The sequence below is a fragment of the Sinorhizobium sp. 7-81 genome, assembly GCF_030124405.1.
GTDB lineage: Bacteria > Pseudomonadota > Alphaproteobacteria > Rhizobiales > Rhizobiaceae > Sinorhizobium > Sinorhizobium psoraleae.
This window is the reverse complement of sequence record NZ_JASKLT010000001.1, coordinates 252,495-277,900: the sequence shown is the minus strand read 5'-3', so window position 1 is coordinate 277,900 and position 25,406 is coordinate 252,495. Positions and strand designations below refer to the sequence as shown.

Sequence of the window (25,406 nt, the reverse complement as noted above, 5' to 3'; positions counted from 1 at the left end):
TGCCGGGCATCTCCCCCACAAGGGGGGAGATTGGCCGCAGGCAAAGCATTGCCTGACGGCGAGTGCACAAGTGCCGGGGTGGTCGCATTCAACGATACAAGCCGCGAGTAATCGGGTGAGCGAGGCATCGCCGCTGGCCGATCTCCCTCCTTGTGGGGGAGATGCCCGGCAGGGCAGAGGGGGGTGTAGCGCCGGGCAGGTAGCAGACAATCAGATCTCGTCTCGCCCCGAACGCCAAGACCTTTCCGAGCGCGACCGCGAGCGTGTGCTGATCGTCACCCAGCCGACGACGGATTTCTCCAAGGCCGAACAGTTCGAGGCCCTTTCCGCTGGCGCCGCAACGACGATTGCGCCGATCGACCGGAAGGCGTTCTCCCAGTTTTCCGCGAACCTGCCCTTCGAGGCCGAGCAGAACTTCAAGCTCGGCAAGGCGCTCTTCGAGAAGCTCTGGGTTTCGTCGCCCTCGTCCACGCAGGCCTCCGACGGGCTCGGCCCGCTCTACAACGCCCGCGCCTGCGAGAGCTGTCATCCCCGCGATGGGCGCGGCCGGCCGCCGGAAGGGGCGTCGGACGCAACCTCGATGTTTTATCGCCTTGCCCGTGCACCGCGCGACGATGCCGAACGGCAGGCGATCGCCTCCCATGCCACTCTCAATTTTCCCGATCCTGTCTACGGCACGCAGCTTCAGGACAGTGCCGTGCCAGGGATCGCAGCCGAAGGGCGCGTCACCATCGGCTACACGGAAGCGCAGGTGACGCTTGCGGGCGGCGAAAGCGTTTCCCTGCGCAAGCCACATTACGCGGTCGCGGACCTTGCCTATGGTCCGCTCGATCCGACGACGACGCTCTCACCGCGCGTCGCCTCGCCGATGATCGGTCTCGGACTGATCGAGGCGATCCACGAGGCCGATATTCTGGCGCGTGCAGATGCCGACGACCGCGACGGGGACGGCACCAGCGGGCGGCCCGCCCTGCTCCGCGACGCCAAAACCGGAGCCATGGCGCTTGGTCGCTTCGGCTGGAAGGCGCAGAGCGCGTCGCTGCGCCGCCAGGCTGCCGATGCCTTCGCCATCGACATCGGTATTTCCAGCCCGGACAACGACCGCAGCCATGGCGATTGCACCGACGCGCAGACCGACTGCCTGGCGCTCCCCGTCGGCGTTCAAGAACGGCTCGGTCCCGTCGAGGCACCTGACCCGGTGCTTGGTCTCGTGACCTTCTATGCCTCCAATCTGGCCGTGCCCGCCCGCCGCAAGGCAAGCTTCCCGGAAACGCTTAAGGGAAAGCAGCTCTTCTACGAATCCGGCTGCACGGCTTGCCATACGCCGAAATTCGTGACCCGGCGCGATGCACCGCACAAGGAGCAGGCGTTCCAGTTGATCTGGCCCTATTCGGATTTCCTGCTGCACGACATGGGTGAAGGTCTCGCAGACGGCCAGCAAGTCGGCGTCGCCGATGGCCGCGAGTGGCGCACGCCGCCGCTCTGGGGGATCGGATTGACGCAAACCGTCAGTGGCCACACCTACTTCCTCCACGATGGCCGCGCCCGCAATCTAACCGAGGCCATTCTTTGGCACGGCGGTGAAGCAGAAAAGACGCGGAACGCCTTTGCCAGCCTGCCGAAGGAAGACCGTAAAGCTCTTATCAGATTTCTGGAGTCACTCTGATGCGCCTTTGGCATTTCCTGGCACTCGGCCTTCTCCTCATGGCGCACACCGCGATGCCCGCGGCAGCGCAGGAGGGAACTGCGCTCTCGCCGCGTGTGCTTGACGAGGCTGCCCTGCCGGGCGTCATGGCGAAGGCCGTGGACGACTTCGTCATTCCCGGCTATCGCGACCTGTCGCACTCAACGGCCCTCCTCGTCGAAGCAACGTCGACGCTTTGCCGTGCCCCGTCCGAGCCAGCGCTCGAGACGACGCGAGCAGCTTTCTCCGGCGTCGTTCGGAAATGGTCCGCGATCGAAATCGTCCGCCTGGGGCCGGCCCTCGAACAGAACCGGTTCGAGCGGTTCCTGTTCTATCCCGATCGCAAGAGCACCGGCCTCAAGCAGGTACAGGCCATTCTTGCCAAGGGCGACGAGACAGCAACGGAACCGGGCCGCCTCAAGACAAAGAGCGTCGCGGTGCAGGGGCTCGGCGCGCTTGAATACGTCCTTTACGGCACCGGAGCGGAGGTGCTCGCCGGGAAGAACGGCGATTTCCGTTGTCGTTACGGCCACGCGATATCGCAGAACCTGAAGGCGATCGCCAGCGAATTGCTTGCCGCATGGGAAAAACCGGACGGTATACAGGCTGGCTGGAAGAAACCCGGCCCCGGCAATCCGCTCTTCCGCGACAACAAGGAGGCCGCGACGGAGCTGCTCGGCATCCTAGTCCACAGCGTCGAGATGGTGAAGGACCAGCGGCTGCGGCCCTTTTATGCCGGGGCGATCGACGGGAAGCGGGACGAGAGTCGCCCGAAGCTCGCCATCTACTGGCGCTCGGAAAATACGATGCCGTCGATCTCGGCGAATCTCCGGGCGCTGCAGATGCTCTTCAACACGGCCGCGATGGAAAGCCTGCTTCCCGCCGACAGCCGCTCGATCGCCAGCTCGGTGAACTTCCTGTTGAAGTCGCTGATCGGCGCAGCGGACCGCATCGATGGTCCGATCGATGCGGCGCTTGCCGACGAAAAACAGCGAGCCACGCTCGATTTCATCGCGCTCAACACCGCCGACCTGCTCGACAGGCTGAACCGGGACTTCGGCGGCGCGATTGGACTTGGAGCCGGCTTTTCGTTCGCCGACGGCGATTGACCGGTTTCAGAGAGCTGTCGGGCGCTCAGGTTGACAAGCCGGCCCTTTGGGCGCAAAGGGCATTCCGTGTCCGTCTTCGGGCATGTTTCACCATAAGGATCAACCGGAAATGAACCCCGACAGTCGAAGTCGAGCCTTCACGCTCACGGCCGTCCGGTCCTGATTGATCAGGGCTTCAGGCGGTCGGACGACTTGGCCCCATGGAGCCCCAAATGCTGCGCATCTACAAAAGCCAGAACAGCCATCTCGTGCTCGTCGATCTCCTCAACGGCCTGGCTTCGCCGGAGCCGGTGATCTGGTTCGACCTCTTCAACCCTTCCGCCGAAGAAACGCGGCTCGTCGAGGACAGGCTGGCAATCGCGATCCCTACACGGGACGAGATGCAGGAAATCGAACTTTCCGATCGCCTCTACCAGGAGGACGGCGCCGAGTTCATGACGATGACCGCGGCGGCGAAACTCGACAGCGACTATCCGGCCAAAGTGCCGGTGACGTTCATTCTCAAGGGAACGAGTCTCGTCACGGTACGTCACGCCGATCCGAAGTCGTTTCAGGTCTACGCCAACCGGATCCAGAAGCCGAACGGAGCGGCGTGCGAAACCGGCGAACTGGTGATGCTCGGACTGCTTGAGGCGATGATTGACCGCACGGCGGACGCACTGGAGCGCGCCGGCAACGAGGTTGATGCGATCTCGCGCGAAGTCTTCCGAAAGTCGAACGCCAGCGCCACCAAGAAGACGCGCGACCTGCAATCGCTGATCGAGCAGATCGGTCAGAAGGGCGACCTGTTGACGATCATTCGCGAAAGCCTGGTCAGCGTCGGCAGGCTCGTCGCCTATCACGTCGCAATCGAGGGAAATGGCCAGCGCAAGGCGGCAAAGGAGAGCCGCCAGCGGGTCAAGCTGATCCAGCGCGACGCGACTTCACTCGGCGATCACGCGCTGTTTCTCTCGAACAAGATCAATTTCCTGCTCGATGCGACGCTCGGCCTCATAAATCTCGAACAGAACCAGATCATCAAGATCTTCTCGGTGGCGGCTGTCGTGTTCCTGCCGCCGACGCTGGTCGCCTCGATCTACGGCATGAATTTCGACGTGATGCCGGAGTTGAAATGGCAGCTCGGCTACCCCTACGCACTATCCATGATGGTGCTTTCGGCTTTGCTGCCCTTTCTCTATTTCAAGCGCCGGGGCTGGCTGTAACGCGATTATCTGCTACACCCAATCGGGATCGGCGGCAGCATCACCGCCGCCATCGTCCCGTTTACGACAAGACGCGCATGAACGCGAAAAGCCTTATTGACCGACGCAGCTTCATCAAAATAGCAGGCGCCGCCTGGGTGGCGACGCTTGCGCCGCGTGCTGCCTTTGCGCTCGAACGAGCGGATGCCGTCTTCGCTTCGGCCTTCATGGACCCGGACGGCAGCTACGGTGTGGCGACGCTCACGGAAGAGGGCGAAATCGTCGACCGGACGCTGCTGCCGGCGCGTGCTCACGGCATGACGTTCTCACCGGAAAGCCGCCGGGCAGTCGCCTTTGCCCGCCGGCCGGGTGCCTATGCCGTGATCTTTTCGCCCGACGGCACGGCCGAGCCGGTCGTCATTACCGCCGCCGATGGCCGGCATTTCTTTGGCCACGGCTGTTTTTCCGCCGACGGGCGCTTGCTTTACGCCACCGAGAACGACTTTTCCGCCAATCGCGGCATGATCGGCGTCTACGACGGGACCAGGGGATTTGCTCGGATCGGAGAATTTCCGACCTATGGCATCGGACCGCATGACATGACGCTTGCCGCCGACCGGAGGACGCTCGCGATCGCCAATGGGGGCATAGAGACCCATCCGGACTTCGGACGCACCAAGCTCAACCTCGATCAAATGGAGCCGAGTCTCACGCTCGTCGACACCCTCACGGGCGCGCTCATCGAAAGGCACGTGCTGCCGAAGGAGCTTAGCCGGCTTTCGACCCGGCACGTGGACATCGATGCCGAGGGAAAGATCTGGTTCGCCTGCCAGTACGAAGGGGCGCGCAACGAGCTGCCACCGCTCGTCGGCCACTTTTCCCCGGGCGAAGACCTGGCCTTCCTCACCCTCCCCGAGCGGACGACCGAAGCGCTCGCGAACTATGTCGGCGCAATCGCCGTCAACCGCCGCGAAGGGCTCGTCGGCCTGACGTCCCCGAAAGGCAATGTCGCCGTTACGCTCGATGCCCGGACGGGCTCCGTTTTGAAGCAAGAAGTCATCGCCGAGGCCGCAGGCGTCGCCGAGGCCGCGCACGGATTTGCGGTTTCCTCGTACGACGGGCGCTTCAAGGAGCGCAAAAGCGCCGTTGCCTGGGACCAGCATATCGTCAGATTGGGATAGCCGCGATCACATCGCGGCATTCCCGGCGCCGGAAAGCGCTGTGAGATCGTCCCAGCGATAGGCGACCTGATCGTAGATTTCTCCGCCGACGCTGACGCGCCCTCGACCGACGACGCGGGCACCGAGCCGTTCATAAAAAGCGCGGTTCGGATTGTCGGCCAGCACCCAGGCAAAAAGCGACGAGGCGCCCGTGTCACGGCAATGGCCGGCAATCGTGCGCACGAGCGCAGAGCCGATGCCAGCACCCTGGAACTCCTCCAGGAGATAGAGCGTATAGAGTTCCCGATCGAAGGCCGGCGGCATCGAACGCGCCCGCCCGTAACTCGCCAGGCCGATGACCTTCTTGGTGGCCATGTCGACGGCGACGGTGTGGAAAACGCCTGCGGCGCGCATCCGGCGCGCATGCCGGATCGCCTGGTCCTCGACCGTCATCGCCTCGAGATACGCATCGGAAATGAGCCCGCGAAACGTCGACCGCCAGGTTTCGACGAGCACTGACGCCATCATCAGGACATCGTCGGCTACGGCCGGTCGGATTTCAATGCGTCTGATGTTCCTCATTGTAGACATATATGGATCAGCAGGGGTTCGCGAAAGCAAGCGCCGGTCCCAATTTGCGCATCTTTTGCCCCGATGCGGTTGAAGCGCGAAAGCTGGCGCCGGCGGTTACTCAGCGCGCCGATTTTCCGCGTCGCTCATGCTTGTCCTGCTTCCGCCCGCGTGCCACTGTCGGGCGAAGCGGGCAGTCGGCCCCGCCCTCGGAAAGGCTTCTTCTATTGATCGACGACAGCGAGCCGCATGATTTTCACGCCCGCATCCGGGAAAGCTTCAACCGCCAGGCGGCGATGCACACCATCGGCGCCGAGTTGACGCGCATCGAACAGGGAACGGTAGAGATCGAATTGCCCTTCGACGGCAAGCTCACGCAGCAACACGGCCTGCTGCATGCCGGGGTGATTTCTGCCGCGCTTGACGCCGCCGGCACCTATGCGGCCTATTCGCTGATCGACCCCGACGCATCGCTGCTGACGATCGAATTCAAGGTGAACCTTCTGTCGCCCGGCCGCGGCGACCGCTTTCTTTTCCGCGGCGAGGTGACGAAGCCTGGCACGACAATCATCGTTTCGGACGGGCGGGGCTATGCCATACGCCCGGACGGGCCGGCAAAGCTGATCGCATCGATGACGGGCACCATGATGGTGGTGCGCGGACGCGAGGGGATCGAGGGATGAGCTTTGAACTGAAGTCCGTGGCCGGCAGGAAGATCCTCTACGTGATGGCGGTCGACGCGGAATATGGGCCAAGTCTGCGCGCCCGCATTGCACCGCTGATGACCGGCGTCGGCCCGGTCGAAGCCGCCGTCACATTGACGCGGACGCTCGCCTCGCTCGATGGCGGCAACAATCTGCCCGATCTCGTCGTTTCGCTAGGCTCGGCGGGGTCCGCCACGCTCGAACAGACCGAAGTCTACCAGGCGACCTCGGTCGGCTATCGCGACATGGACGCGTCCGTGCTGGGTTTCGAGAAAGGGGCAACGCCGTTCCTCGATCTGCCGGCGGTCGTCGACCTGCCGCTACGCATCCCGGGCGTAAGGGAGGCGCGGCTTTCGACCGGCGCCAACATCGTCTCGGGAAAGACCTATGACGGGATAGACGCCGACATGGTCGAGATGGAGACTTTCGCGGTCCTGCGCGCCTGCCAATCCTTCGGCTTGCCGCTGATCGGGCTGCGCGGCATTTCGGACGGAAAGGCTGAACTCAAGCACGTCGACGACTGGACCGAATATCTGCACGTGATCGACGAGAAGCTGGCCGCGGCGATCGACAGGCTGGAAGCGGCAATGGAAACCGGTGAAATCAGGCTCTGAAGGCCCTAAATTGTCGGGGTGCAATGTAATCGTTGCACTGATCCCGGGCTTTGATTAAAGGCTCGCCATGATTAAGGGGCAGGACCTGACCCCAGCTCGTTTGAAGGCCCGACATGACCCAGACAGCCCATCCCGATACCGTCCTCATCATCGACTTCGGCAGCCAGGTGACCCAGCTTATCGCCCGGCGCGTGCGTGAATCCGGCGTCTATTGCGAGATCGTGCCGTTCCAGTCGGCCGAGGAGGGTTTCAAGCGCCTGAAACCGAAAGCGGTGATCCTGTCGGGCAGCCCGGCCTCGACGCTCGAGATCGGCTCCCCGCGCGCGCCGTCGGTCATCTTCGACAGCGGTCTGCCGGTCTTCGGCATCTGCTATGGTCAGCAGACCATGTGCGCGCAGCTCGGCGGCAAGGTGGAAGGCGGCCATCACCGCGAATTCGGCCGCGCCTTCCTGGAGGTCGAGAAGGAATGCGCCCTCTTCGACGGTGTCTGGTCGGTCGGCTCGCGCCACCAGGTCTGGATGTCGCACGGCGACCGCGTCACGGCAATCCCGGAAGGTTTCGAGGTGGTCGCGACCTCGTCCAATGCACCCTTTGCCTTCATCGCCGACGAGAAGCGCAAATATTACGCGGTGCAGTTCCACCCGGAAGTGGTCCACACGCCTGATGGTGCCAAGCTGATCGCAAATTTCGTGCACAAGATCGCCGGCATCAAGAGCGACTGGACCATGTCAGCCTATCGCGCCAAGGCGGTCGAGGCGATCCGTGAGCAGGTCGGCGACAAGAAGGTGATCTGTGCCCTTTCGGGCGGTGTCGATTCCTCCGTCGCTGCGCTTCTCATTCACGAAGCGGTCGGCGACCAGCTTACCTGCATCCTCGTCGACCATGGTCTCATGCGCAAGGACGAGGCGGCGAACGTCGTCGCCATGTTCAAGGAGCATTACAACCTCCACCTCCTCCACGTCGATGCCTCCGACCGATTCATCGGCGAACTCGAAGGCGTCAGCGATCCGGAGACCAAGCGCAAGATCATCGGCCGTCTCTTCATCGAGGTTTTCGAGGAAGAGGCGAAGAAACTCGGCGGTGCCGATTTCCTCGCCCAGGGCACGCTCTATCCTGATGTGATCGAAAGCGTTTCCTTCACCGGCGGCCCGTCGGTGACGATCAAGTCGCACCACAATGTCGGCGGCCTGCCGGAGCGCATGAACATGCAGCTCGTCGAACCGCTGCGCGAACTCTTCAAGGACGAGGTGCGCGTGCTCGGACGCGAACTCGGCCTGCCGGACAGCTTCATCGGCCGCCACCCCTTCCCCGGACCTGGCCTTGCGATCCGCTGCCCCGGCGGCATCACCCGCGAGAAGCTCGAGATCCTGCGCGAGGCGGACGCGATCTATCTCGACGAAATCCGCAAGGCCGGTCTCTACGACGCTATCTGGCAGGCCTTTGCCGTACTCCTGCCGGTGCAGACGGTCGGCGTCATGGGCGACGGGCGCACCTACGAATTCGTCTGTGCACTCCGCGCCGTAACCTCGGTCGACGGCATGACCGCGGATTTCTACCACTACGACATGGAATTCCTCGGCCGCGCGGCAACCCGCATTATCAACGAGGTCCGCGGCATCAACCGCGTCGTCTACGACGTGACGTCGAAGCCGCCGGGCACGATCGAGTGGGAGTGATTTCTGCCCATCCGACGGTATCCGATTCTGAGCCAGAGCACGCCATAAGATGCTGATAAAAAATAAGACGCTTCCTATCGGCACCTATCGGCCGGCATAGGGTAGCGAAGGGCCACAAGTCGCATCGTGTCGGGGACGGCACTTCGCGGGAGGACGATCGGATGCACCTGACATGAGCACGACTCCTCGCCGCAGCACCACTGGTCTGCGCCAATTTCTGGATCTTGAGCAGCAGCGCAATTGGATAGAAGGCAAGACGAACCTGCACGACGCCGACGAGCGTTCGGAGTCCCTGGAACAGCGGTTCAAGTACGTCGCGCGGTTTCAAAAGCTGCTTCGTCACCCGCAAGCACAAGAAGTTCTGGAGATTCTGAGACTCTACGGCCAAAACTGCATCCCTATCCCGCGCAAGACCGAGCGTCACTACTGGTCGGTTTCTTGTCTGCCGTCGACCTCCGACAAGCCGCTTGTCCGCGTTAATGCGAGCTGGATGGAGCTTTTCACGCTCTATGCGGACGGCGAGGGCATCCGTGCGAGATTCCTGGTGCATCTTTCGGATTTCACGACGGACGAGTCACCCGCGCAGGGCCACGTGGACGAGCCCTTTCTCGAACACTGCGTCACGACGCCAGAAGACGTCGGTTATTTCTTCCCGCGCGGCGAGGACATTTTCGGCATCAATGTGCGGGCCTCCGGCTCTATCCGCAAATTCCTCGCGACCCGCCGCGTGTTGCGCGCCATTCGAACTTTCAATCTGACGCACATGAACCGAGGTCGGAACGCCTACCAGGCGAGCCACTGCTACAGCCTGGCGGATCACATTCTGGAAGGTTGAGCGGTTCCGGTATGCGCGCCACGCTGGCGAGGTTGCCGGATCGCTCCGACGTCGCTGGCCGCGATCCGCTTTTCGCGATCCCTCATCGGGAAGCGGCCATTCTCGCTCGCTCTGCGCCTCAACCGTCGAAAAGTTTTATAGCCGGACTGCGACTCAACGGCGGTCCAGCAGTCGGGTCACCGCCTCGCGGACAAGGGCGGGGATGCTTTCGGGATCGTCCAGATAGGCGCTTTCCAGCAAGCCGTCCGATACGGCGACGAGGAGGGAGGCCGTGACTGAAGGAACTGGATCGCCATCCGCGGCAAGAAGGTCGCGGAGGCTGTCGTGATACCATGAGCGGCGCGCATTAATCGCCTGCCGCACAGGGCTGCTCGGGTCTGGATATTCCGCCGCCGCGTTGAGGAACGGACACCCCCGCCAGCCCCCTGCGACCACGGCCTCGCTGATGCGCCCCATGATACCTGCGATCATCTCCCGTGGAGGCTGCTTCGGCAGCGCTGCGACTGCTGCCCGCCCGAGCCTGTCCTGCTCCTCGATATAGGCGACGACGAGTTCGTCCTTCGACGGAAAATGCTTGTAGAACGTCGCCTTGGCCACGCCGGCCTCCGCAATAATGCGGTCGATGCCCACGGCGTGGATGCCACCCTCGTAAAAAAGCCGGGTCGCGGTGTCGAGCAAGCGGCGACGCGCGGGACTATCGTCAGGGCGGCTATGAGAATTTTTTTCTTTCATCGCTTGCCTCTAACAGACAGGTCTGTATATTACAAGATATAGACAGACCTGTCTGTATATAGGAGAGCGCCATGCGATCGAGAGAAACATCCGAAATCATCCGCCGGTTTAACCAGGCGTTTCAGGAGCACAATCCTGCGCTCCTCGAAGACCTGGTCGCGCCGGATTGCGTCATGGAGTCGATCCAGCCGGCGCCGGAAGGCACCCGCTACGAAGGCTACGATGTGAATCTGGCGTTCTGGCAGGGCATGGCGGCCGACCGCGTCAACCACTTCGAGGTGGAAGACACCTTCGTGATGGGCGACCGCGCCAACATCCGCTGGCGCTTCCATTTCGGCGACGGTGGCTCGGTCCGCGGCGTCAGCCTGATCCGTGTCCATAACGGTCGGATCGTGGAGGCCTTGGCATATGCCAAAACACCCGGTCAGTCGGCTCCCCTGCCTGAGCCTGCGTCATCCGCGGCACGGATGACAAGGCAAGTGTGAGTTGCAAGCACCGTCTTACTTTTGTTCAACCGGAGCCTCGTTCATCACCGGCCACACGCTCGGGATCGACGGCGGCACCATGGCTCAATGAGGTGCGAAAATGACCGCTGACAAAGTCACCCGCGAAATCATGGAACGCTTCAACAGCGCCTTTGAGGCGCACCGCCCCGAAGACCTCGACGACCTGATTGGCGAGGGCTGCGTTCTCGAGAATACGGCGCCCGCTCCGGATGGAGCGCGTTACGAAGGACGTGAGGCATGCCTCAACTTCTGGAAGGGAATCGCATCCTCCGCGGGCCTTGTTTTTGAAGCGGAGGAGATTTGGGCTAGCGAGGACCGCGGGATCATCCGCTGGCAGCTTCGCTGGAGCGAACGCGAAGCGGACCGGGTTCGAGGCGTCAACGTCATGCGCGTTCGGGACGGAAAGATCGTCGAAGCACAGGGGTATGTAAAGGGACCATAGGGATCGAGGGACGCAAGCGCCGCGCAGAGCGCACTTTCGCATATCGGGAGAGTCCGATCTTGATGGCGACCAGCACAGGCGCGGCGATGACGAAGAGCAGGGCGACTGCGTTGAACGCGGTGTCGAAGGCGATCACGGTGGACTGGCCTGTGACGATCCTGCCGAGCAGGCTCGTTGCTGCCCGGCCGGCGGCCGTGGCGTCCAACCCTCGCGCCGCGAGCATGGCTGCCGTCTTCGTCAGCCGCTCGCCGACCGCGGGGCCTCCTGCGGTGACGTTGGCGCCAAGGACCGCGACATTGGCGGCGACGTTATGGTCGATCAGTGTCTGGAGTGCGGCGACCCCGATAAGACCACCAAGCTGGCGACCCGTATTGAAGAGACCTATGCCGGAGGCGAGATTTCGGCTGTTGAGGCTGCTGAAGGCGATCAGCGTGATCGATAGAAACAGGAATCCAAGACCGAAGCCGCGCAACAGGACCGCTGCCATCATGTCGTCCGCGCCGCTTTCGCTGGTCGATCCGGACAACATCCACATCGCAGCCATGATCATCAGGATTCCGAAGGGCACCGTGGCGACCGGAGGAACGCGGCGGACCTGCACGAGAAAGGCAGCAACGAGGAGCGAGCCGATGAAAAGCGCGCCACTTGGCAACAGCAGCTGGCCGGCGTCGGTGGGCGTGAACGCGAGGACGGACATGGCAAACGACGGGATCAGGAACGCGCTCCCGAACAAAGCGGCACCGGCGACAAAACTGACGATAAAGGCGAAGCAGAAATCCTCCGATTTGAACAGGGTGAAGTCGAGCAGACCTTGCCCCTTGGCCAGTACCTGCTGGGCGAGAAATGCCAGCAGCGCGGCTGCACCGACCACAGTCAGCCACAGAATGCGCGGTTCCTCGAACCAGTCCCATCGGCTGCCCTGGCTGAAGACATAGGTGAGGCAGAAAAGCGCGACGGAGATCAGCGAGAAGCCGATCCAATCAAAAGGACGTTGCGCGGCCTTGGCAAACATCGGGCTGTCCGCGATCAGCAGAAGTCCCGCGGCCGCCAAGGCCACCGGAACAATGCTGAAGAAGATCCATGTCCAGGACTGGCTATCGAGCAACCACCCCTGAAGGGCCGGGGCGATGGTCGCGGGGGCGACGACGGAGCCCATGGCAAACAGGGCTTGAAGGATCGGTTGGCGGGATCGCGGATAGGCGAGAAAAATGATCGCCTGGCCGCCGACAAGCAGGATGCCGCCGGAGAAACCCTGAACAAGTCGAAGCGCGATCAGCAGGTCCAGCCGAGCCGTGACGGCGGCAAAGCCGCACGTCATGCCCATGATGAGCGTTGAGCCGATGATCAGGTTCAGCGGATTGACACGGTTCATCAGCAAGGGGGCGGCCATGAATCCGATGAGCTTGAGAGCGGTGTATCCGATATCCAGCCAGGCGAACTCATCTGGCGTTGCATAGGTGTCGCCGATGATATCGCCGCGCCCGAGCGAAAGCACGGTGCTGGCGATCGCCTCCGTCAGCGTGGCAAGCACTATGCCGGCGACGAGAAGCGCTCCCGGCGCTGGTCTGTCGCGGCTCGGCGCAGTGGCGACGGCTGTGGTCATGAGCCACTCCCTCGATCAATCTCGACATGCACTTCGGCATATTGGAGGCTGGCCCTCTTACGTCCCATTTGGAGTCCACCGTTGAGCAAAGCTGCCAGCGAGCGAATAGAGTTCCGCCGGCTCGACAAATCCCGTGAGTGCATACCGGCCAGCCGCAATCGCCGTTCCGGGATTGAGGAGCATCGCAAATCGCTTGGACATGAGGAGTGGACGGCTGGTCGCGCTGCATACGGCCTGAATCCGGCTCACCAGATTGACGTCAGGCCCTATCACCGTGAAATCTAGCCGCCGGCCCGAGCCTATGTTGCCGTAACCGACCTCTCCGTAGTGCAGCGCGATGCCGGCATGGAGTTCAGCATCGGGGGCCGCGAACCGACCCAAGCCTTCCAACGCACTTAGTGAGCCCTGCAATGCGGCAGAGCAGGACGCGGCGGGACTATCGCGATGAAAAAAGGCGAGCGCCGCATCGCCCATGAACTTGATCACCTCACCGCCCGCGTCGGCAATTGCCGGCACGACGCGATCGAAGTAGGCGTTGAGAAGTTCGAGCACCCGCTCTGCGGGCAATCGGTTAGACAGCTCCGTGAAGCCACGCAGATCACAGAGCATCAATCCGGCCTCAAGCGTTTCGACTTCGCCACGGCGGATGCGGCCCGCCATCACGCGCCGCGCTGTCGTCGCGCCAACATAGGTATCGAGCAGCGTCAACTCGACTCTCCTGAGAGTGCGCAGCTCGCAGGCGTTGCGCAGAGCTGGAACGATCCGGTCCAACGCAGCCAACTCTGACGGGGCAAAGCCGCTCGGGCATGTCGTCGAGAAGGTTGCGGCACTGACCAGGCCATCGGCATTGCACAGCGGGACGATGACGAATTCGATGAGACCGCGTCCGTGAAAGAGGTCCGTATGGACCCATGCTGGGTCGATGGAGCCATCGAGACGCACGATCACTGGCTTGCGCGTCTCCATGACGCGACGGAGCGGGCTACCTGCGAAGCCCGGCGAAATTTCGGTGCCGTGCTCCCTGTCCCGAACCTCGACAGCTTCGTTGGGTGCCCAGGCCACGCTGCGGCCGAGAATTTCCGGGTGCAGCGTTCTCAAATTGAGCGTCAGCCGGTCGATTGGTAAACCGGCCGCTCGGAGGCGCCGTCCAAACCCTGCTGCGAGACCCGCGTCGTCCAGTTCGTGGCATTCATCCCCTACCAGCCATTCGATCAGTTCGATCGTGGCCGCCGAACTAATGGAGCCGCCGCTAGCACCAGGCGGCGATCCGGCTCTGCCGCATTCTGCGATCATCGTTCCGTCTCTTTCCCTCAACACGCCGCCGTCACGAGCAATTAGCTTGGCGATTTCGTCGTCGCAAAGCCGCTTTCTAGATCGATCTCGACACGCGCGGACAAGCCGGGCACGAGCCGGCCGGCCAACGGATTTCTGGCAAACCGGATCTTCACCGGAACGCGCTGGACGACGCGAACGAAGTTTCCTGTTGCATTGTCTGCGGGGAGCAGGCTGAAGGCAGAGCCACTGCCGGGCGCAAAGCTGTCAACCACGCCTTCAAGCCTATCGTTCGGGTAGCCGTCGACGGTGATGCGGACGCGCTGACCGGACCGGATATGTTCGAGCTGGGTTTCCTTGAAATTCGCCACGATCCACACAGAGTTGACCGGAACGATGTCGAGCAAGGAAGCCCCTGGCGCGACAAGCCGGCCGATGCGGACCTGGCGGTTGCCGACAACGCCGCCGACGGGCGCACGGACGACGGTGCTATCGAGATCGATTTGGGCCAGATCGCGCGCGGCCTGTGCCTGCGCCACGGCGGCAACGGCAGCTTCGCGCTGAGCGGCAAGGACGGCGATGCGTAGCTGCTGAGCCTCGACCGTTGCCGAGGCGGCCGCCACGCCCGCCTCGGCTCTCGATCGTGCCGCATCACTTTCATCGACGTGGGCCTGACTGATTGTATTGCTGCGGATAAGCTCGCGGCGGCGGTCGTAGGCCTTGATCGCGAGGTTCATCTCGGCCACAGCGGAACGTCTCTGGGCCTCAGCCTGTCGAACGAGGGTATGCTGAAGCTCAGTCTCCGCATCGACATTGGTGAGGCGAGCTTGGGCAGCTTCGACATTGGCCACTGCTTGCGCAAGCCGCGCGCGGTAGTCTCGATCGTCGATCCGGAACAGGATGTCACCCGCCCGGACGGTTTGGTTGTCCTCGACCTCCACGGCCGTGACGTAGCCCGCTACCTTTGGGGCGAGCGAGGTCACGTCCCCGCGAACGTAAGCGTTATCTGTCGAGATTTCGCCGCTCGAGCGAGCCTGAGCCCATCCGGCAGCCACGACTATTACGGCGCCGAGGCACAGCAGCAAGCCGATGATCTTTTTCCTGTTGATCTGCGCCACGACGCCCTCCGGTAATGCGCGTTACCATTGACACATACGGTAACGGACATTACCAGTCAAGAGGGTGGATTTTGATGAGAGGCTAGAAGGCCGTGGTTGCAGCAAAGTCAGGGCGTACGAAACGTCGCCGAGAGATCCTTCTTCAAGCGGCCGCCGAGGTCTTTTTCGAACAAGGTTACGCGGCGACAAGCATCGACGCGATCATCGAGCGTGCCGGTGGATCGAAGCGCAACATCTACAATGAGTTCGGCAACAAGGAGGGCCTGTTCGCCGCCATCGTCGCCGAAAACGCAGACAAGGTGCTGTCGACCTTGGCAATCGAGGAAATCGAAGCGCACGACCTGGAGGAGACACTGACAGGATTTGGTCAGCGTCTCATGGAGCTTTACAAATCGCCAACCTTGATCGGCATCTACCGAATTGCCATCACCGAGACCAATCGCTTCCCTGATCTCGTAAAGTCGTTCCATGAACAGGGACCGGGCCGGGCTACGTCCCGGCTCGCCGAGGTCCTTGAAGTCGCCAGGCAACGAGGAGAAATTCGGACGGCTGATTGCCTCGGCGTGGCCGGGCACTTTGTAGGCATGATCCGCGACAATCTCCTTCAGGTCATTCTTGGAATCCGGCCGTCGCCGTCAGACGAAGAATCGCGGGTGGCAGTCGCTTCCGCCGTAGAGACCTTTTTGAACGGTGTTCGACCGAGGCAGGGCGAGCAGACTGACCGCCCGTGAGGGATGTGACTCGAAAGAAGCCTTCTGTGCAGCCCGCGACAGCCTAGCTGCCAAGAATAGGGCCATAGCTCGAGGCGCCGAACTGCTGCGCTCGACTTACCGCTTCTTCGGATTTGGCAGCATCCGGAGATTAGGATTATATTCACATATCTACAGAGCAGTTCGGGCGCCAGCCGCCGCCGGCTTCGACGCCCTCGGGAGGACGGCATGGATCAGCTTTCGTTCGGCTTCGATACAAGACCGGCACCGGTCAGCACCGATCTCCTCTATTTTGCGGTTCTTCCGGAGCCGGCTGCGGCAGAACGCCTGATCGAGACCGGCCGCCGGCTGAAGAAGAAATATGGCCTGTCCGGCCGGCTCTACCCGCCGGAGCGGCTTCACGTTTCACTTGTAGGCCTCGGCCGCTTCAGCGGCCTCCCGGAAGTTGCCGTTTCGGCCGCTTGCCGCATCGGCAGCAGGATCGCGGCGTCGCCGTTTGACGTGACGTTCGACCGGGCGGCAAGTTTCCGGACAGGAAGCAGTCGCGCGCTCGTCATGAGGTGTCGCGAAGGCGCTGGTGCGCTTCAGGCCATTCACAGGCAGATCATCGGCTCGCTGGATTGCTCCAGCCGACCGTTCGAGCCGCATCTGACCTTGTTCTATGACGACTACGCTGTACCGGAGGTCCGCCTCGAGCCCATCACCTGGACGGTGCGCGATATCGTCCTCGTGCACAGTCTTTATGGCCGAGGCCGTCACCGCCATCTTCGCCGCTGGCCGCTCGCCGCCTGATCTGCGGCGGGCGTCACAGGTCTGCTCGCCAGCTTGGCTTGCGCGGCAGGTCTCGGCAGCACATAAGCACATCCGGTAGGGGCGTCGCCCCAGATCTTGAGGACGAGGCAAAGTGGAAATTTCGGAAATCATCATCGCCGGCGACACGCCCGGCGTCGAATGGCGGCTGCCGGTCTTCCGGTTCAAGGGCAGGAGGCCCGAAGCCCCCCGGGTCTATATCCAGGCGGCGCTTCACGCCAACGAACTGCCGGGCACGGCGCTCTCGCATTTCCTCCTGGAGAAGCTGCGCCAGGCGAATGCCGACGGCGTGATCCTCGGCGATATCACCGTCGTTCCGCAAGCAAACCCGATCGGTTCGGCGCAATCGCATTTCGGCGAGCTGCAAGGTCGCTTCGATCTCGGCTCCCGCACCAATTTCAACCGCGACTTCCCGCTGATTTCTCTCGGCGGGCGGGACAATCTGCTCGATGACCTCGACCGCCACTCGGCAATGGACAGACTGAAGCGGCATTTGCTCCGGATGGCACTCGGCGCCGACCTGGTGCTCGACCTCCATTGCGATGACGAAGGGATGCAATACGCCTATATCGACGAGGCTTTCTGGCCAGAAGCGGCAGATCTCGCCGCCGCCCTCGACATGAAGGCCGTGTTTCTCTCCGACGGAGAAAGCTCCGCTTTCGAGGAAGCTGTGGGCCATGCCTGGAAAAACGAGACCGAGGGCCGGAAGAAGACGGCCCTGCCCGGCAGGCTTTCCGTGACGGTGGAGCTGCGCGGCACGCGCGACGTCTATCCGGAAACTGCCCGGAAGGATGCCGAAGGCGTGTGGCAGTTTCTCCTCGGGCGAGGCGTCATCGCCGGCCCGCACACTGATCTTCCGACCTTCGCCGGCAAGGTCGTGCCGCTCGACAACATCGAGATGATCCGCGCTCCCGAAGCCGGCGCGATCCTGTTCCACCGCGATATCGGAGAAAGCGTGAAGGCGGGAGACCTGGTCGCAACGATCATTGCCAGACCCGGGATGCCGGACGGCGCGGTCGAGGTAAGAGCGCCCCAGGACGGCCTTATCGTCACCCGCGTCTCGACGCGTTTCGCACGCCGCCGGTCCGACCTCATGAAGATCGCCTGCGCGCAACCGTCGGGCGCGGTCCGCAAGCCCGGTACGCTGGAAGCCTAAGGGCAATTCCAGGAGAAGTGTGCAACGTTTTTCCCTCGCATCACACGGCGGCGGTCTTTATTTTCGGACTATCGAGCAGGATCGTCGAGCGAAGCGTCTTGATTTCGGCGATCTGCTCGAACTCGCTCCAGAGCAGGCGCTTGTAGTCCGCGACGTCCCGCACGGCGATCTTCAGCAGAAAATCGAAGTCGCCGGCAACCGTGTGGCATTCGACCACTTCCGGCATCCGCGAGACCAGTTCGATGAAACGCTGTCCCACCTTGCTGGCGGTGCGCTCCAGCGTCACTTCGACGAATGCCTGGAAGCCGATGCCGGCGGCCTTGGGATCGATGACGACCGTCTGGCGGATGACGCCCGCAGCATAGAGACGCGCCAACCGCCGTGACAATGGCGCCGGCGAGAGACCGACCCTTTCCGCCAGTTCGTTGTTGCTTCTCGATGCATCCTCGACGAGCAGGCGGATAATCCGCCGATCGATCGCATCCAGCTCCGTTTTTCCGCGATCCATCGCCAATTCGCCCCAACCACAGAGTTACGCAATCTTGAAGAGGGATTCTTCGCCTTCACGCAAAAATCTGCAAACGATCTCTGCAGATGAGCAAATATAGCATCGAATTTGCTCCAAGACCATTTTATAGAGAGAACCAACAGGCCGCTCATCCGGCTTGCCTTTCCGCTTGTCTAAAACAACTATCTCCCGATCGTTAGAACCAGAGGGAATTTGGCATGTTCGATGCTCTCGCCCGTCAACCCGACGACCCGTTGCTGGCCCTGATCGGCCTCTTCCGAAGGGACGATCGCCCCGGCAAGGTGGACCTTGGTGTCGGCGTCTATCGTGACGAAACCGGCCATACGCCGATCTTCCGGGCCGTGAAGGCAGCGGAGAAGCGGCTATTGGAAACACAGGACACCAAGGCCTATGTCGGGCCCGAGGGGGATGCCCTCTTCCTCGATCATCTCTGGACACTCGTCGGCGGCGACACGGTCGAACGGAGCCATATTGCAAGCGTGCAGACGCCCGGCGGCTCTGGCGCATTGCGGCTCGCGGCCGACCTCATCCACCGTCTGGGCGGTAAACGGATCTGGCTGGGCCTGCCGAGCTGGCCAAACCACGCGGCCATCTTCAAGGCGGCGGGTCTCGAGACAGCAACATACGACTTCTTCGACATTCCCACGCAGACGGTGCTCTTCGACAATCTCGTCGGCGCGCTCCAAGGTGCGCCGGCCGGCGACGCCGTCCTGCTGCATGCAAGCTGCCATAACCCGACCGGCGGAGCGCTGAGCGAGGCGCAATGGCTGGAGATTGCCGCAATCGTCGCGCAGCGGGGTCTCCTGCCGCTGGTCGATCTCGCCTACCAGGGTTTCGGCCGTGGTCTCAACCAAGACGTGGCCGGCCTCCGGCATCTCATAGACGTCGTTCCGGAGGCGCTCATTGCCGTTTCCTGCTCGAAATCCTTCGGGCTCTACCGCGAACGCACCGGCGCCATCTATGCACGCACCGCCTCGCCGGCCTCCGCCGACACGGTGCGGTCCAATCTCGCCGGGCTTGCCCGCACGAGCTATTCCATGCCGCCGGACCATGGCGCGGCCGTGGTGCGCACAATCCTGGCCGACGACGACCTCGCCCGCGACTGGGCGGAGGAACTCGAGGCGATGCGCCTGCGCATGACGGGCATCCGCCGGGCGCTTGCCGAAGGGCTCAGAACGCGCTGGCAGGCGCTGGGCGCGATCGCCGACCAAGAAGGCATGTTCTCGATGCTGCCGCTCTCGGAAGCGGAAGTCATGCGGCTGAGAAGCGAGCACGGCATCTACATGCCGACGTCGGGCCGCATCAACATCGCCGGGCTGAAGACGGCGGAGGTCGCCGGCGTCGTCCACAATTTCACGAGCCTCTGACGGAGGCGGCGGAGAAATGAAGGTCGAGGTAGAGGTCAGCATCGACGCGCCAGGGGAACGTCACAGGCTCTATGAGGATGGGCTCGCGATCCTCACCGGCACGCTTATCGTTTCGCTGGGCGTCGTGATCTACAGCAAGGCGGCGCTTCTGACCGGCAGTACCGCCGGCCTCGCCCTGCTGCTGCAATACGCAACCGGAGCCGGGTTCTGGCTGGTCTTCTCGCTCGTTAACCTACCCTTCTACGTTCTCGCCGTCCGGCGGCTCGGGTGGCCGTTCGCCTTGCGCACTTTCCTCGCCGTCAGCCTCGTCTCGCTCTTTTCCCGGCTGACGGCTCAGTGGGTGGAGTTCGCGCGGATCGATCCGGTCTACGCCGCCGTTGTCGGCGGCGGGTTGATGGGCATGGGGTTACTCGTTCTCTTCCGCCACCGCACCGGTCTCGGTGGCATCAATATCCTGGCGATCTACCTGCAGGAGAAGTGGGGAATCCGCGCCGGCTATTTCCAGTTTGCCGTCGATCTGTCGATCCTTGCGGCCGCTGTCTTCGTGCTGCCGCCGGCCAACCTCCTGCTCTCGATCATCGGTGCTGCCGTCGTCAACATGATACTCGCGATCAACCACAAGCCCGGGCGCTACGCCGGAGTGACTTGAGGCGCAACGGCTTTTCTCGCAAAGCGTGTCGGGCTATGTGTCTGGCCGATAACGCTGGAGCTGGCAATGACGGTTACGATCTACGGCATCAAGAACTGCGATACGATGAAGAAGGCACGTAGCTGGCTCGAAGGCCGCGGCGTCGCCTACAGGTTCCACGACTACAAGGCCGAGGGAATCGATCATGCGCATCTCAAGCGCTGGTGCGACGAATTCGGTTGGGAGACGGTGCTCAATCGGTCGGGCACGACCTTCCGCAATCTGCCCGAAGCCGACAAGCAGGACATGACGGCGGAAAAGGCCATCGCGCTGATGCTGACGCAGCCGTCGATGATCAAGCGCCCGGTGCTCGATACCGATGGCAATCTGCTGATCGGTTTCAAGCCGGAACTCTACGAAGCTCGCTTCGGCGCATAAGAGGCACGCCATGTCCAAGACGACCCGCGCCACTCAGACGCTCGCAAAAGCCGGCGTTTCGTTCACCGTGCACAGCTACGACTACGATCCCGGTGCCGAGCGCGTCGGCCTTCATGCGGCCGAGGCGCTTGGAGAGGATCCTTCCCGTGTGCTGAAGACGCTGATGGCAGAAGTGGACGGCAAGCCGGTCTGCTGCATCGTACCTTCCGACAGGGAAGTCAGCATGAAAAAACTGGCAGCCGCGTTCGGCGGCAAGTCGGCGAACATGATGAAGCCCGCCGAGGCCGAGCGTTTGACCGGTTATCATGTTGGCGGCATCAGTCCCTTCGGCCAGAGAAAGAACGTTCCGACCGCGATCGAGGAAGCAGCGCTTGGCGAAGCGCTGGTCTACATCAACGGCGGTCAGCGGGGGCTGCAGGTGCGGCTTGCGCCGAAGGATGCGCAGGCGGCGCTGAAGGCGATCGTCGCTCCTTTGATTGCCTGACATAGATGCAACTGCATACATATTGACAGGTCCAGCAGGACATTATATATGCAATTGCATCTACATGACTCAGCAGGGAGATTATCGATGACCGCGCCACTGACCCTGATCAGCCACCACCTCTGCCCCTATGTTCAGCGCGCCGCGATAGCGCTCTCCGAAAAAGGCGTACCGTTCGAACGTGTCTATATCGATCTCGCCAACAAGCCCGACTGGTTTCTGAAAATCTCGCCGCTCGGCAAGGTCCCCCTTCTCCGAATTCCCCAGGATGGGAGTGAAGCGATCCTCTTCGAAAGCTCGGTCATCTGCGAATATCTGGAAGAGACTCAGCCGGGACCGAAACTGCACCCGGCCGACCCGCTGACACGGGCGCGCCATCGCGGCTGGATGGAGTTCGGCTCGGCCATTCTTTCCGATCTCTGGGTCTATGAAACCACCCAGGACACCGAGACGCTGGAAGCCAAACGAGGCGTGCTCAAGGCTAAATTCGCGACAATCGAGGCAGAACTCGGCGACGGCCCATTTTTTGCGGGCCCCGATTTCAGTCTGGTCGATGCCGTTTTCGCGCCGATCTTCCGCTATTTCGATGTGTTCGACACGATATCAGACATGGGCATCTTCGACGGACTGCCGCGCGTTACCGCCTGGAGAAAGGCACTTGCCGCACGGGCAAGCGTGAAGGCCGCGGTAACCGCAGACTATCCGCAGCGGTTGATGGAGTTCCTCAGGAAGCACGAAGCGGCGCTTCTCCGGTCCGGGCGCACCGCCGCGTGACGCGGCGACTACAGCGCTGCGCGTCTTATCAAGCGCAAATGATGCTGTAGCACTTTCAGCTGCTGCATGTTTTATCCTTAAATCGGCTACGACCAAGGAAACATGCAGTGGCAAAAGCCTTCTGTTTTCGGCTGAACCGGTCTAAAACGGGCGCGCCGCTCGATCGCGCGCGTCCTGGACGCGCAAGACGGCGACGGTAACCGTAAGCCAGGCGCTCGTTTCCACCGGCGATTGCCGCCGGTCCTGGGAAATGGCGCGAGAGGACAGCAGGAGCCGCGATGAACGCCCCCCTTCAATCCGCAAGAAATCCCGTCGATCCCGTGAAGCTCGAAAAGCTCGCGGAGGTCGCCGTCAAGGTCGGCCTGCAACTCCAGAGGGGCCAGGACCTGGTGGTGACCGCGCCGATCGCGGCGCTGCCGCTCGTGCGCCTCATCACCAAGCATGCCTACATGGCCGGCGCGGGTCTGGTGACGACGTTCTATTCCGATGAGGAAAGCACGCTCGCCCGTTACGCCCATGCGCCGGACGAGAGCTTCGATCGCGCAAGCGACTGGCTCTACGAGGGCATGGCGAAAGCCTATGCGGGCGGCGCTGCGCGGCTTGCGATTGCCGGCGACAACCCGATGATGCTTTCGGCGCAGGATCCGGCGAAGGTCGCGCGGGCGAACAAGGCGAACTCGATCGCCTACAAGCCGGCGCTCGAAAAGATCTCCAACTTCGACATCAACTGGAACATCATCTCCTATCCGAACCCGGCCTGGGCGAAGCAAATGTTTCCGGACGATCCCGAAACGGTAGCCGTCGAAAAGCTGGCAAACGCGATCTTCGCGGCCTCGCGCGTAGACGTCGATGATCCGATCGCAGCCTGGAAGGAGCACAATGCCAACCTCAACAGGCGCTCCGCATGGCTGAACGGCGAACGCTTTGCCGCGCTGCATTTCACCGGCCCGGGTACCGACTTGACCGTCGGGCTTGCGGACGGCCACGAGTGGCATGGCGGCGCCTCGACCGCCAAGAACGGCATCACCTGCAACCCGAACATCCCGACCGAAGAGGTGTTCACGACGCCGCATGCGCTGCGCGTCGAAGGTCATGTATCGAGCACGAAGCCTCTATCTCACCAGGGCACGCTGATCGACAATATCCAGGTGCGGTTCGAGGGCGGACGGATCGTCGAAGCCAAGGCTTCGCGCGGCGAGGAAGTGCTGAAGAAGGTTCTCGACACCGACGAGGGCGCCCGCCGACTCGGCGAAGTGGCGCTGGTGCCGCATTCCTCGCCGATCTCGGCGAGCGGCATCCTCTTCTACAACACGCTCTTCGATGAGAACGCCTCCTGCCACATCGCGCTCGGCCAATGCTACTCGAAGTGCTTCCTCGATGGCGCCAACCTCAGCCAGGAACAGATCCGGGCGCAGGGCGGCAATTCGAGCCTGATCCACATCGACTGGATGATCGGCTCGGACAAGATCGATATCGACGGCGTCCGGGCGGACGGCAGCCGCGTGCCGGTCATGCGGAAGGGCGAGTGGGCTTGACGACACTCGGCGTCATCGGCGGCGCCGGCTGGCTGGGCGGAGCACTGCTTCGCCCGGCGCTTGCGGAAGGCGTCGTTCAGGAGGATGCACTCGTCATCTCCTCGCGCAGCGGCAGGGCGGAGGGTTTCGAAGCCTGGCCGGGCGTTCATTTTACAAACGATAATGCCGCGCTGGCCGCTGCGGCCGACATCGTGCTTCTTTCGATCAGACCTCAGGACCTCGATGCAATCCGCCTCGACCTCTCCGGCAAGCTCGTCATTTCGGTGATGGCGATGGTGACCAGCGCCGAACTTGCCTCACGCTTCCGGACGAGGCGCATGATCCGCGCCATGCCCAATGCCTGCGCGGAGAAAAGACTTTCCTTCACACCCTGGTTTGCGAGCCAGGACGCAACTGCCGAAGACTGCCTCTTCACCGAGCGGTTCTTCGCCTCCTCGGGAGAGGCCCTGCGCGTAGGCAGCGAGGCGGAGCTGAACTATTTCACGGCGCTGACGGGATCCGGCCCTGCCTTTCTCGCCGCCTTCGCGGATGCGATGATCCGCAGCGCGGTCGCCGACGGCGGTATAGCGCCCGCGACGGCGGAAAGGGCCGTCCGGCGGCTCTTTCTCGGCGGCAGCACGCTTCTCGCCGAGGCCGAGCAAACGCCGGCCGAAATTGTCGAGACCTTCGTCAGCTATGCCGGAACGACCGCCGCCGGGCTCGAGACCATGGCCGCAGCCGATATCCGCACGCCCATTGCCAAAGGGCTGAGAGCCGCGGCGGAACAGGCCGCCGCTGGTCATGCACGCCTAACCACCTGAGCCCGCTGGCTGAGCCATACACTCGCGAGCACGACGGTGATCCCGGCCGATTGGGCAATTGTCAGTTGCTGGTCGAGCACGCCCCAGCCGAGCAGGATCGCCACGACCGGACTGAGGAAGCCGAGCGGCGCAACTGCTGACGGCTCAAGCCGCGAGAGCCCGCGAAACCACAGAAGATAGGTGAAGGCGGCGCCGATCAGGCCGAGATAGGCGAAACCGGCGACATTCGCGACACTTAACGGCGGCAAGGATGGTTCCAAAAGAAGCACCGCGGGGACCAGCAGCAAGCCGCCTGCCGCGAGTTGCCAGGCAGTAAAGGTCAGCGGCGAGACTGGGGGCGCCCAGTGACGGCTGAGCACCGTGCCGAAAGCCATCGAAACGGCGCCGGCGAGCCCGGCGACGATCCCGATCGGATCGAGCGCGGCCCCGGGGGTCAGCACCAGAAGGGCAACGCCGGCCATGCCGGCGATACCGGCGACGACGCTCAGCACCTTGATCGGCGAACCGATCACCACGCGGGAGAGCACGACGACGATCAGTGGTTGGATGGCGCCGACGGTCGCGGCGACGCCACCGGGAAGACGGTAGGCAGAGACGAACAGCATCGCCTGGAAAAAGGAGAAGTTGAGCGCGCCGAGTACGAAGCTGCGCAGCCACCAGTTCCGCTTCGGCATTTGCCGGACGATGAGCAAAAGAAGCAGTCCCGCCGGCAGAGCCCTGAGCATCGCAACCGTCAGCGGGTAGCCGGATGGCAGGAATTCCGTGGTGACCAGATAGGTGCTTCCCCATATGGCCGGTGCTACGGCCGTGAGGCCAATGTCGAAGCTGCGCGTGTTCATGTCTCTTTATCTCAAGTATCTTTACGTCAAGATATCGCCATTTTAGCCGCAATTATCTTGACGTCAAGATATCTGGAGATTAGAGCGGATATGACTGGGCGGAAAAGGTTCGGCGCTGCCTCGCTGTTGC

26 protein-coding genes and 1 pseudogene are annotated in these 25,406 nt (G+C 62.6%); 20 read left to right on the top strand and 7 right to left on the bottom strand.

What is annotated here, in order from left to right:
* Positions 1-115 precede the first annotated feature (115 nt).
* The 4 genes and pseudogenes from QN224_RS01355 to QN224_RS01340 all read left to right on the top strand — a co-directional run bounded on the left by QN224_RS01355 (position 116) and on the right by QN224_RS01340 (position 5,216).
* Entirely contained in the window at positions 116-1,666 is a 1,551-nt protein-coding gene (locus tag QN224_RS01355) for a di-heme oxidoredictase family protein (protein WP_283975258.1), read from the top strand.
* Positions 1,666-2,793 (top strand): imelysin family protein, encoded by a 1,128-nt coding sequence (locus QN224_RS01350; protein WP_283975257.1) that lies wholly within the window; start codon positions 1,666-1,668, stop codon positions 2,791-2,793. The genes QN224_RS01355 and QN224_RS01350 overlap by 1 nt, the downstream gene beginning before the upstream one ends.
* 212 nt (positions 2,794-3,005) lie before the next feature.
* On the top strand, positions 3,006-3,995 hold the full coding sequence (locus tag QN224_RS01345; RefSeq protein WP_173511188.1) for a magnesium transporter CorA family protein: 990 nt from the start codon (positions 3,006-3,008) through the stop codon (positions 3,993-3,995).
* 77 nt (positions 3,996-4,072) lie between these two features.
* A pseudogene (locus tag QN224_RS01340) lies at positions 4,073-5,216 on the top strand (DUF1513 domain-containing protein).
* Here the strand turns inward: QN224_RS01340 and QN224_RS01335 are convergent.
* Positions 5,162-5,716, bottom strand: a complete 555-nt coding sequence (locus QN224_RS01335; protein ID WP_283975255.1) for a GNAT family N-acetyltransferase — start codon at positions 5,714-5,716, stop codon at positions 5,162-5,164. The pseudogene QN224_RS01340 and the gene QN224_RS01335 sit on opposite strands and share 55 nt — an antisense overlap.
* A gap of 218 nt (positions 5,717-5,934) precedes the next feature.
* On the opposite strand from QN224_RS01335, the gene QN224_RS01330 reads away from it, so the two are divergent.
* From QN224_RS01330 to QN224_RS01315, 4 genes are all read left to right on the top strand, one after another.
* Positions 5,935-6,387 (top strand): PaaI family thioesterase, encoded by a 453-nt coding sequence (locus QN224_RS01330; RefSeq protein WP_173511520.1) that lies wholly within the window; start codon positions 5,935-5,937, stop codon positions 6,385-6,387.
* The gene (locus QN224_RS01325; protein ID WP_283975254.1) at positions 6,384-7,022 is read left to right on the top strand and encodes a 5'-methylthioadenosine/S-adenosylhomocysteine nucleosidase; all 639 of its coding nucleotides are present in this window, start codon (positions 6,384-6,386) and stop codon (positions 7,020-7,022) included. Before QN224_RS01330 ends, QN224_RS01325 begins: the two co-directional genes overlap by 4 nt.
* Before the next feature lie 113 nt (positions 7,023-7,135).
* On the top strand, positions 7,136-8,698 hold the full coding sequence (gene guaA / locus QN224_RS01320) for a glutamine-hydrolyzing GMP synthase (protein WP_283975253.1): 1,563 nt from the start codon (positions 7,136-7,138) through the stop codon (positions 8,696-8,698).
* 172 nt (positions 8,699-8,870) lie between these two features.
* Complete coding sequence (locus tag QN224_RS01315; protein ID WP_283975252.1) at positions 8,871-9,533, top strand: hypothetical protein; 663 nt, start codon at positions 8,871-8,873, stop codon at positions 9,531-9,533.
* 153 nt (positions 9,534-9,686) lie between these two features.
* On the opposite strand, the gene QN224_RS01310 is transcribed toward QN224_RS01315, so the two are convergent.
* Positions 9,687-10,265: a TetR/AcrR family transcriptional regulator gene (locus tag QN224_RS01310; protein WP_283975251.1), complete on the bottom strand. Its 579-nt coding sequence runs from the start codon at positions 10,263-10,265 to the stop codon at positions 9,687-9,689.
* 71 nt (positions 10,266-10,336) lie between these two features.
* On the opposite strand from QN224_RS01310, the gene QN224_RS01305 reads away from it, so the two are divergent.
* Entirely contained in the window at positions 10,337-10,750 is a 414-nt protein-coding gene (locus QN224_RS01305) for a nuclear transport factor 2 family protein (protein WP_283975250.1), read from the top strand.
* 100 nt (positions 10,751-10,850) lie between these two features.
* The gene (locus QN224_RS01300) at positions 10,851-11,213 is read left to right on the top strand and encodes a nuclear transport factor 2 family protein (protein WP_283975249.1); all 363 of its coding nucleotides are present in this window, start codon (positions 10,851-10,853) and stop codon (positions 11,211-11,213) included.
* Here QN224_RS01300 and QN224_RS01295 read toward each other — a convergent pair.
* Genes QN224_RS01295 through QN224_RS01285 form a run of 3 tightly spaced genes read right to left on the bottom strand, consistent with a single transcriptional unit; the run spans position 11,155 to position 15,206 of the window.
* Positions 11,155-12,816, bottom strand: a complete 1,662-nt coding sequence (locus QN224_RS01295; protein WP_283975247.1) for an MFS transporter — start codon at positions 12,814-12,816, stop codon at positions 11,155-11,157. The two genes, QN224_RS01300 and QN224_RS01295, sit on opposite strands and share 59 nt — an antisense overlap.
* A 57-nt stretch (positions 12,817-12,873) precedes the next feature.
* Positions 12,874-14,109: an adenylate/guanylate cyclase domain-containing protein gene (locus QN224_RS01290; protein WP_283975246.1), complete on the bottom strand. Its 1,236-nt coding sequence runs from the start codon at positions 14,107-14,109 to the stop codon at positions 12,874-12,876.
* Between the two features lie 41 nt (positions 14,110-14,150).
* Positions 14,151-15,206 carry an HlyD family secretion protein gene (locus tag QN224_RS01285; protein ID WP_283975245.1) on the bottom strand — a complete coding sequence of 352 codons (1,056 nt, stop codon included), beginning with the start codon at positions 15,204-15,206 and terminating at the stop codon, positions 14,151-14,153.
* Positions 15,207-15,298: 92 nt separating this feature from the next.
* Here QN224_RS01285 and QN224_RS01280 point away from each other — a divergent pair, with 92 nt between their 5' ends.
* From QN224_RS01280 to QN224_RS01270, 3 genes are all read left to right on the top strand, one after another.
* Positions 15,299-15,937 (top strand): TetR/AcrR family transcriptional regulator, encoded by a 639-nt coding sequence (locus QN224_RS01280; RefSeq protein ID WP_283975244.1) that lies wholly within the window; start codon positions 15,299-15,301, stop codon positions 15,935-15,937.
* 207 nt (positions 15,938-16,144) lie between these two features.
* On the top strand, positions 16,145-16,708 hold the full coding sequence (locus tag QN224_RS01275; protein WP_283975243.1) for a 2'-5' RNA ligase family protein: 564 nt from the start codon (positions 16,145-16,147) through the stop codon (positions 16,706-16,708).
* Positions 16,709-16,820: 112 nt separating this feature from the next.
* The gene (locus QN224_RS01270) at positions 16,821-17,882 is read left to right on the top strand and encodes a succinylglutamate desuccinylase/aspartoacylase family protein (RefSeq protein ID WP_283975242.1); all 1,062 of its coding nucleotides are present in this window, start codon (positions 16,821-16,823) and stop codon (positions 17,880-17,882) included.
* 40 nt (positions 17,883-17,922) lie between these two features.
* Here the strand turns inward: QN224_RS01270 and QN224_RS01265 are convergent, their stop codons facing one another.
* The gene (locus tag QN224_RS01265; RefSeq protein WP_283975241.1) at positions 17,923-18,390 is read right to left on the bottom strand and encodes an Lrp/AsnC family transcriptional regulator; all 468 of its coding nucleotides are present in this window, start codon (positions 18,388-18,390) and stop codon (positions 17,923-17,925) included.
* Positions 18,391-18,608: 218 nt separating this feature from the next.
* On the opposite strand from QN224_RS01265, the gene tatA reads away from it, so the two are divergent.
* The 7 genes from tatA to QN224_RS01230 all read left to right on the top strand — a co-directional run bounded on the left by tatA (position 18,609) and on the right by QN224_RS01230 (position 24,437).
* Positions 18,609-19,778 carry a tyrosine aminotransferase gene (gene tatA, locus QN224_RS01260; protein ID WP_283975240.1) on the top strand — a complete coding sequence of 390 codons (1,170 nt, stop codon included), beginning with the start codon at positions 18,609-18,611 and terminating at the stop codon, positions 19,776-19,778.
* 16 nt (positions 19,779-19,794) lie between these two features.
* Positions 19,795-20,427 carry a YitT family protein gene (locus QN224_RS01255; protein WP_283975239.1) on the top strand — a complete coding sequence of 211 codons (633 nt, stop codon included), beginning with the start codon at positions 19,795-19,797 and terminating at the stop codon, positions 20,425-20,427.
* A gap of 66 nt (positions 20,428-20,493) precedes the next feature.
* Positions 20,494-20,844: an ArsC family reductase gene (locus tag QN224_RS01250; protein ID WP_283975238.1), complete on the top strand. Its 351-nt coding sequence runs from the start codon at positions 20,494-20,496 to the stop codon at positions 20,842-20,844.
* 10 nt (positions 20,845-20,854) lie between these two features.
* Entirely contained in the window at positions 20,855-21,328 is a 474-nt protein-coding gene (gene ybaK, locus QN224_RS01245) for a Cys-tRNA(Pro) deacylase (protein ID WP_283975237.1), read from the top strand.
* Positions 21,329-21,415: 87 nt separating this feature from the next.
* Entirely contained in the window at positions 21,416-22,102 is a 687-nt protein-coding gene (locus QN224_RS01240) for a glutathione S-transferase family protein (protein WP_283975236.1), read from the top strand.
* Positions 22,103-22,380: 278 nt separating this feature from the next.
* Entirely contained in the window at positions 22,381-23,637 is a 1,257-nt protein-coding gene (locus tag QN224_RS01235) for an aminopeptidase (RefSeq protein ID WP_283975235.1), read from the top strand.
* Positions 23,628-24,437 (top strand): pyrroline-5-carboxylate reductase dimerization domain-containing protein, encoded by an 810-nt coding sequence (locus QN224_RS01230; protein ID WP_283975234.1) that lies wholly within the window; start codon positions 23,628-23,630, stop codon positions 24,435-24,437. Before QN224_RS01235 ends, QN224_RS01230 begins: the two co-directional genes overlap by 10 nt.
* Here the strand turns inward: QN224_RS01230 and QN224_RS01225 are convergent.
* Positions 24,416-25,276: an EamA family transporter gene (locus QN224_RS01225; protein ID WP_283975233.1), complete on the bottom strand. Its 861-nt coding sequence runs from the start codon at positions 25,274-25,276 to the stop codon at positions 24,416-24,418. The genes QN224_RS01230 and QN224_RS01225 overlap by 22 nt on opposite strands.
* Positions 25,277-25,406 lie beyond the last annotated feature (130 nt).

Excerpts from the sequence above, each read along its gene's own strand:
- QN224_RS01350 (WP_283975257.1), top strand. The coding sequence starts at position 1,666 with ATGCGCCTTTGGCATTTCCTGGCACTCGGCCTTCTCCTCATGGCGCAC.
- QN224_RS01345 (WP_173511188.1), top strand. The coding sequence starts at position 3,006 with ATGCTGCGCATCTACAAAAGCCAGAACAGCCATCTCGTGCTCGTCGAT.
- QN224_RS01335 (WP_283975255.1), bottom strand. The coding sequence starts at position 5,716 with ATGAGGAACATCAGACGCATTGAAATCCGACCGGCCGTAGCCGACGAT.
- QN224_RS01325 (WP_283975254.1), top strand. The coding sequence starts at position 6,384 with ATGAGCTTTGAACTGAAGTCCGTGGCCGGCAGGAAGATCCTCTACGTG.
- guaA (WP_283975253.1), top strand. The coding sequence starts at position 7,136 with ATGACCCAGACAGCCCATCCCGATACCGTCCTCATCATCGACTTCGGC.
- QN224_RS01315 (WP_283975252.1), top strand. The coding sequence starts at position 8,871 with ATGAGCACGACTCCTCGCCGCAGCACCACTGGTCTGCGCCAATTTCTG.
- QN224_RS01310 (WP_283975251.1), bottom strand. The coding sequence starts at position 10,265 with ATGAAAGAAAAAAATTCTCATAGCCGCCCTGACGATAGTCCCGCGCGT.
- QN224_RS01305 (WP_283975250.1), top strand. The coding sequence starts at position 10,337 with ATGCGATCGAGAGAAACATCCGAAATCATCCGCCGGTTTAACCAGGCG.
- QN224_RS01300 (WP_283975249.1), top strand. The coding sequence starts at position 10,851 with ATGACCGCTGACAAAGTCACCCGCGAAATCATGGAACGCTTCAACAGC.
- QN224_RS01295 (WP_283975247.1), bottom strand. The coding sequence starts at position 12,816 with ATGACCACAGCCGTCGCCACTGCGCCGAGCCGCGACAGACCAGCGCCG.
- QN224_RS01290 (WP_283975246.1), bottom strand. The coding sequence starts at position 14,109 with ATGATCGCAGAATGCGGCAGAGCCGGATCGCCGCCTGGTGCTAGCGGC.
- QN224_RS01275 (WP_283975243.1), top strand. The coding sequence starts at position 16,145 with ATGGATCAGCTTTCGTTCGGCTTCGATACAAGACCGGCACCGGTCAGC.
- QN224_RS01265 (WP_283975241.1), bottom strand. The coding sequence starts at position 18,390 with ATGGATCGCGGAAAAACGGAGCTGGATGCGATCGATCGGCGGATTATC.
- tatA (WP_283975240.1), top strand. The coding sequence starts at position 18,609 with ATGTTCGATGCTCTCGCCCGTCAACCCGACGACCCGTTGCTGGCCCTG.
- QN224_RS01255 (WP_283975239.1), top strand. The coding sequence starts at position 19,795 with ATGAAGGTCGAGGTAGAGGTCAGCATCGACGCGCCAGGGGAACGTCAC.
- QN224_RS01250 (WP_283975238.1), top strand. The coding sequence starts at position 20,494 with ATGACGGTTACGATCTACGGCATCAAGAACTGCGATACGATGAAGAAG.
- ybaK (WP_283975237.1), top strand. The coding sequence starts at position 20,855 with ATGTCCAAGACGACCCGCGCCACTCAGACGCTCGCAAAAGCCGGCGTT.
- QN224_RS01240 (WP_283975236.1), top strand. The coding sequence starts at position 21,416 with ATGACCGCGCCACTGACCCTGATCAGCCACCACCTCTGCCCCTATGTT.
- QN224_RS01235 (WP_283975235.1), top strand. The coding sequence starts at position 22,381 with ATGAACGCCCCCCTTCAATCCGCAAGAAATCCCGTCGATCCCGTGAAG.
- QN224_RS01225 (WP_283975233.1), bottom strand. The coding sequence starts at position 25,276 with ATGAACACGCGCAGCTTCGACATTGGCCTCACGGCCGTAGCACCGGCC.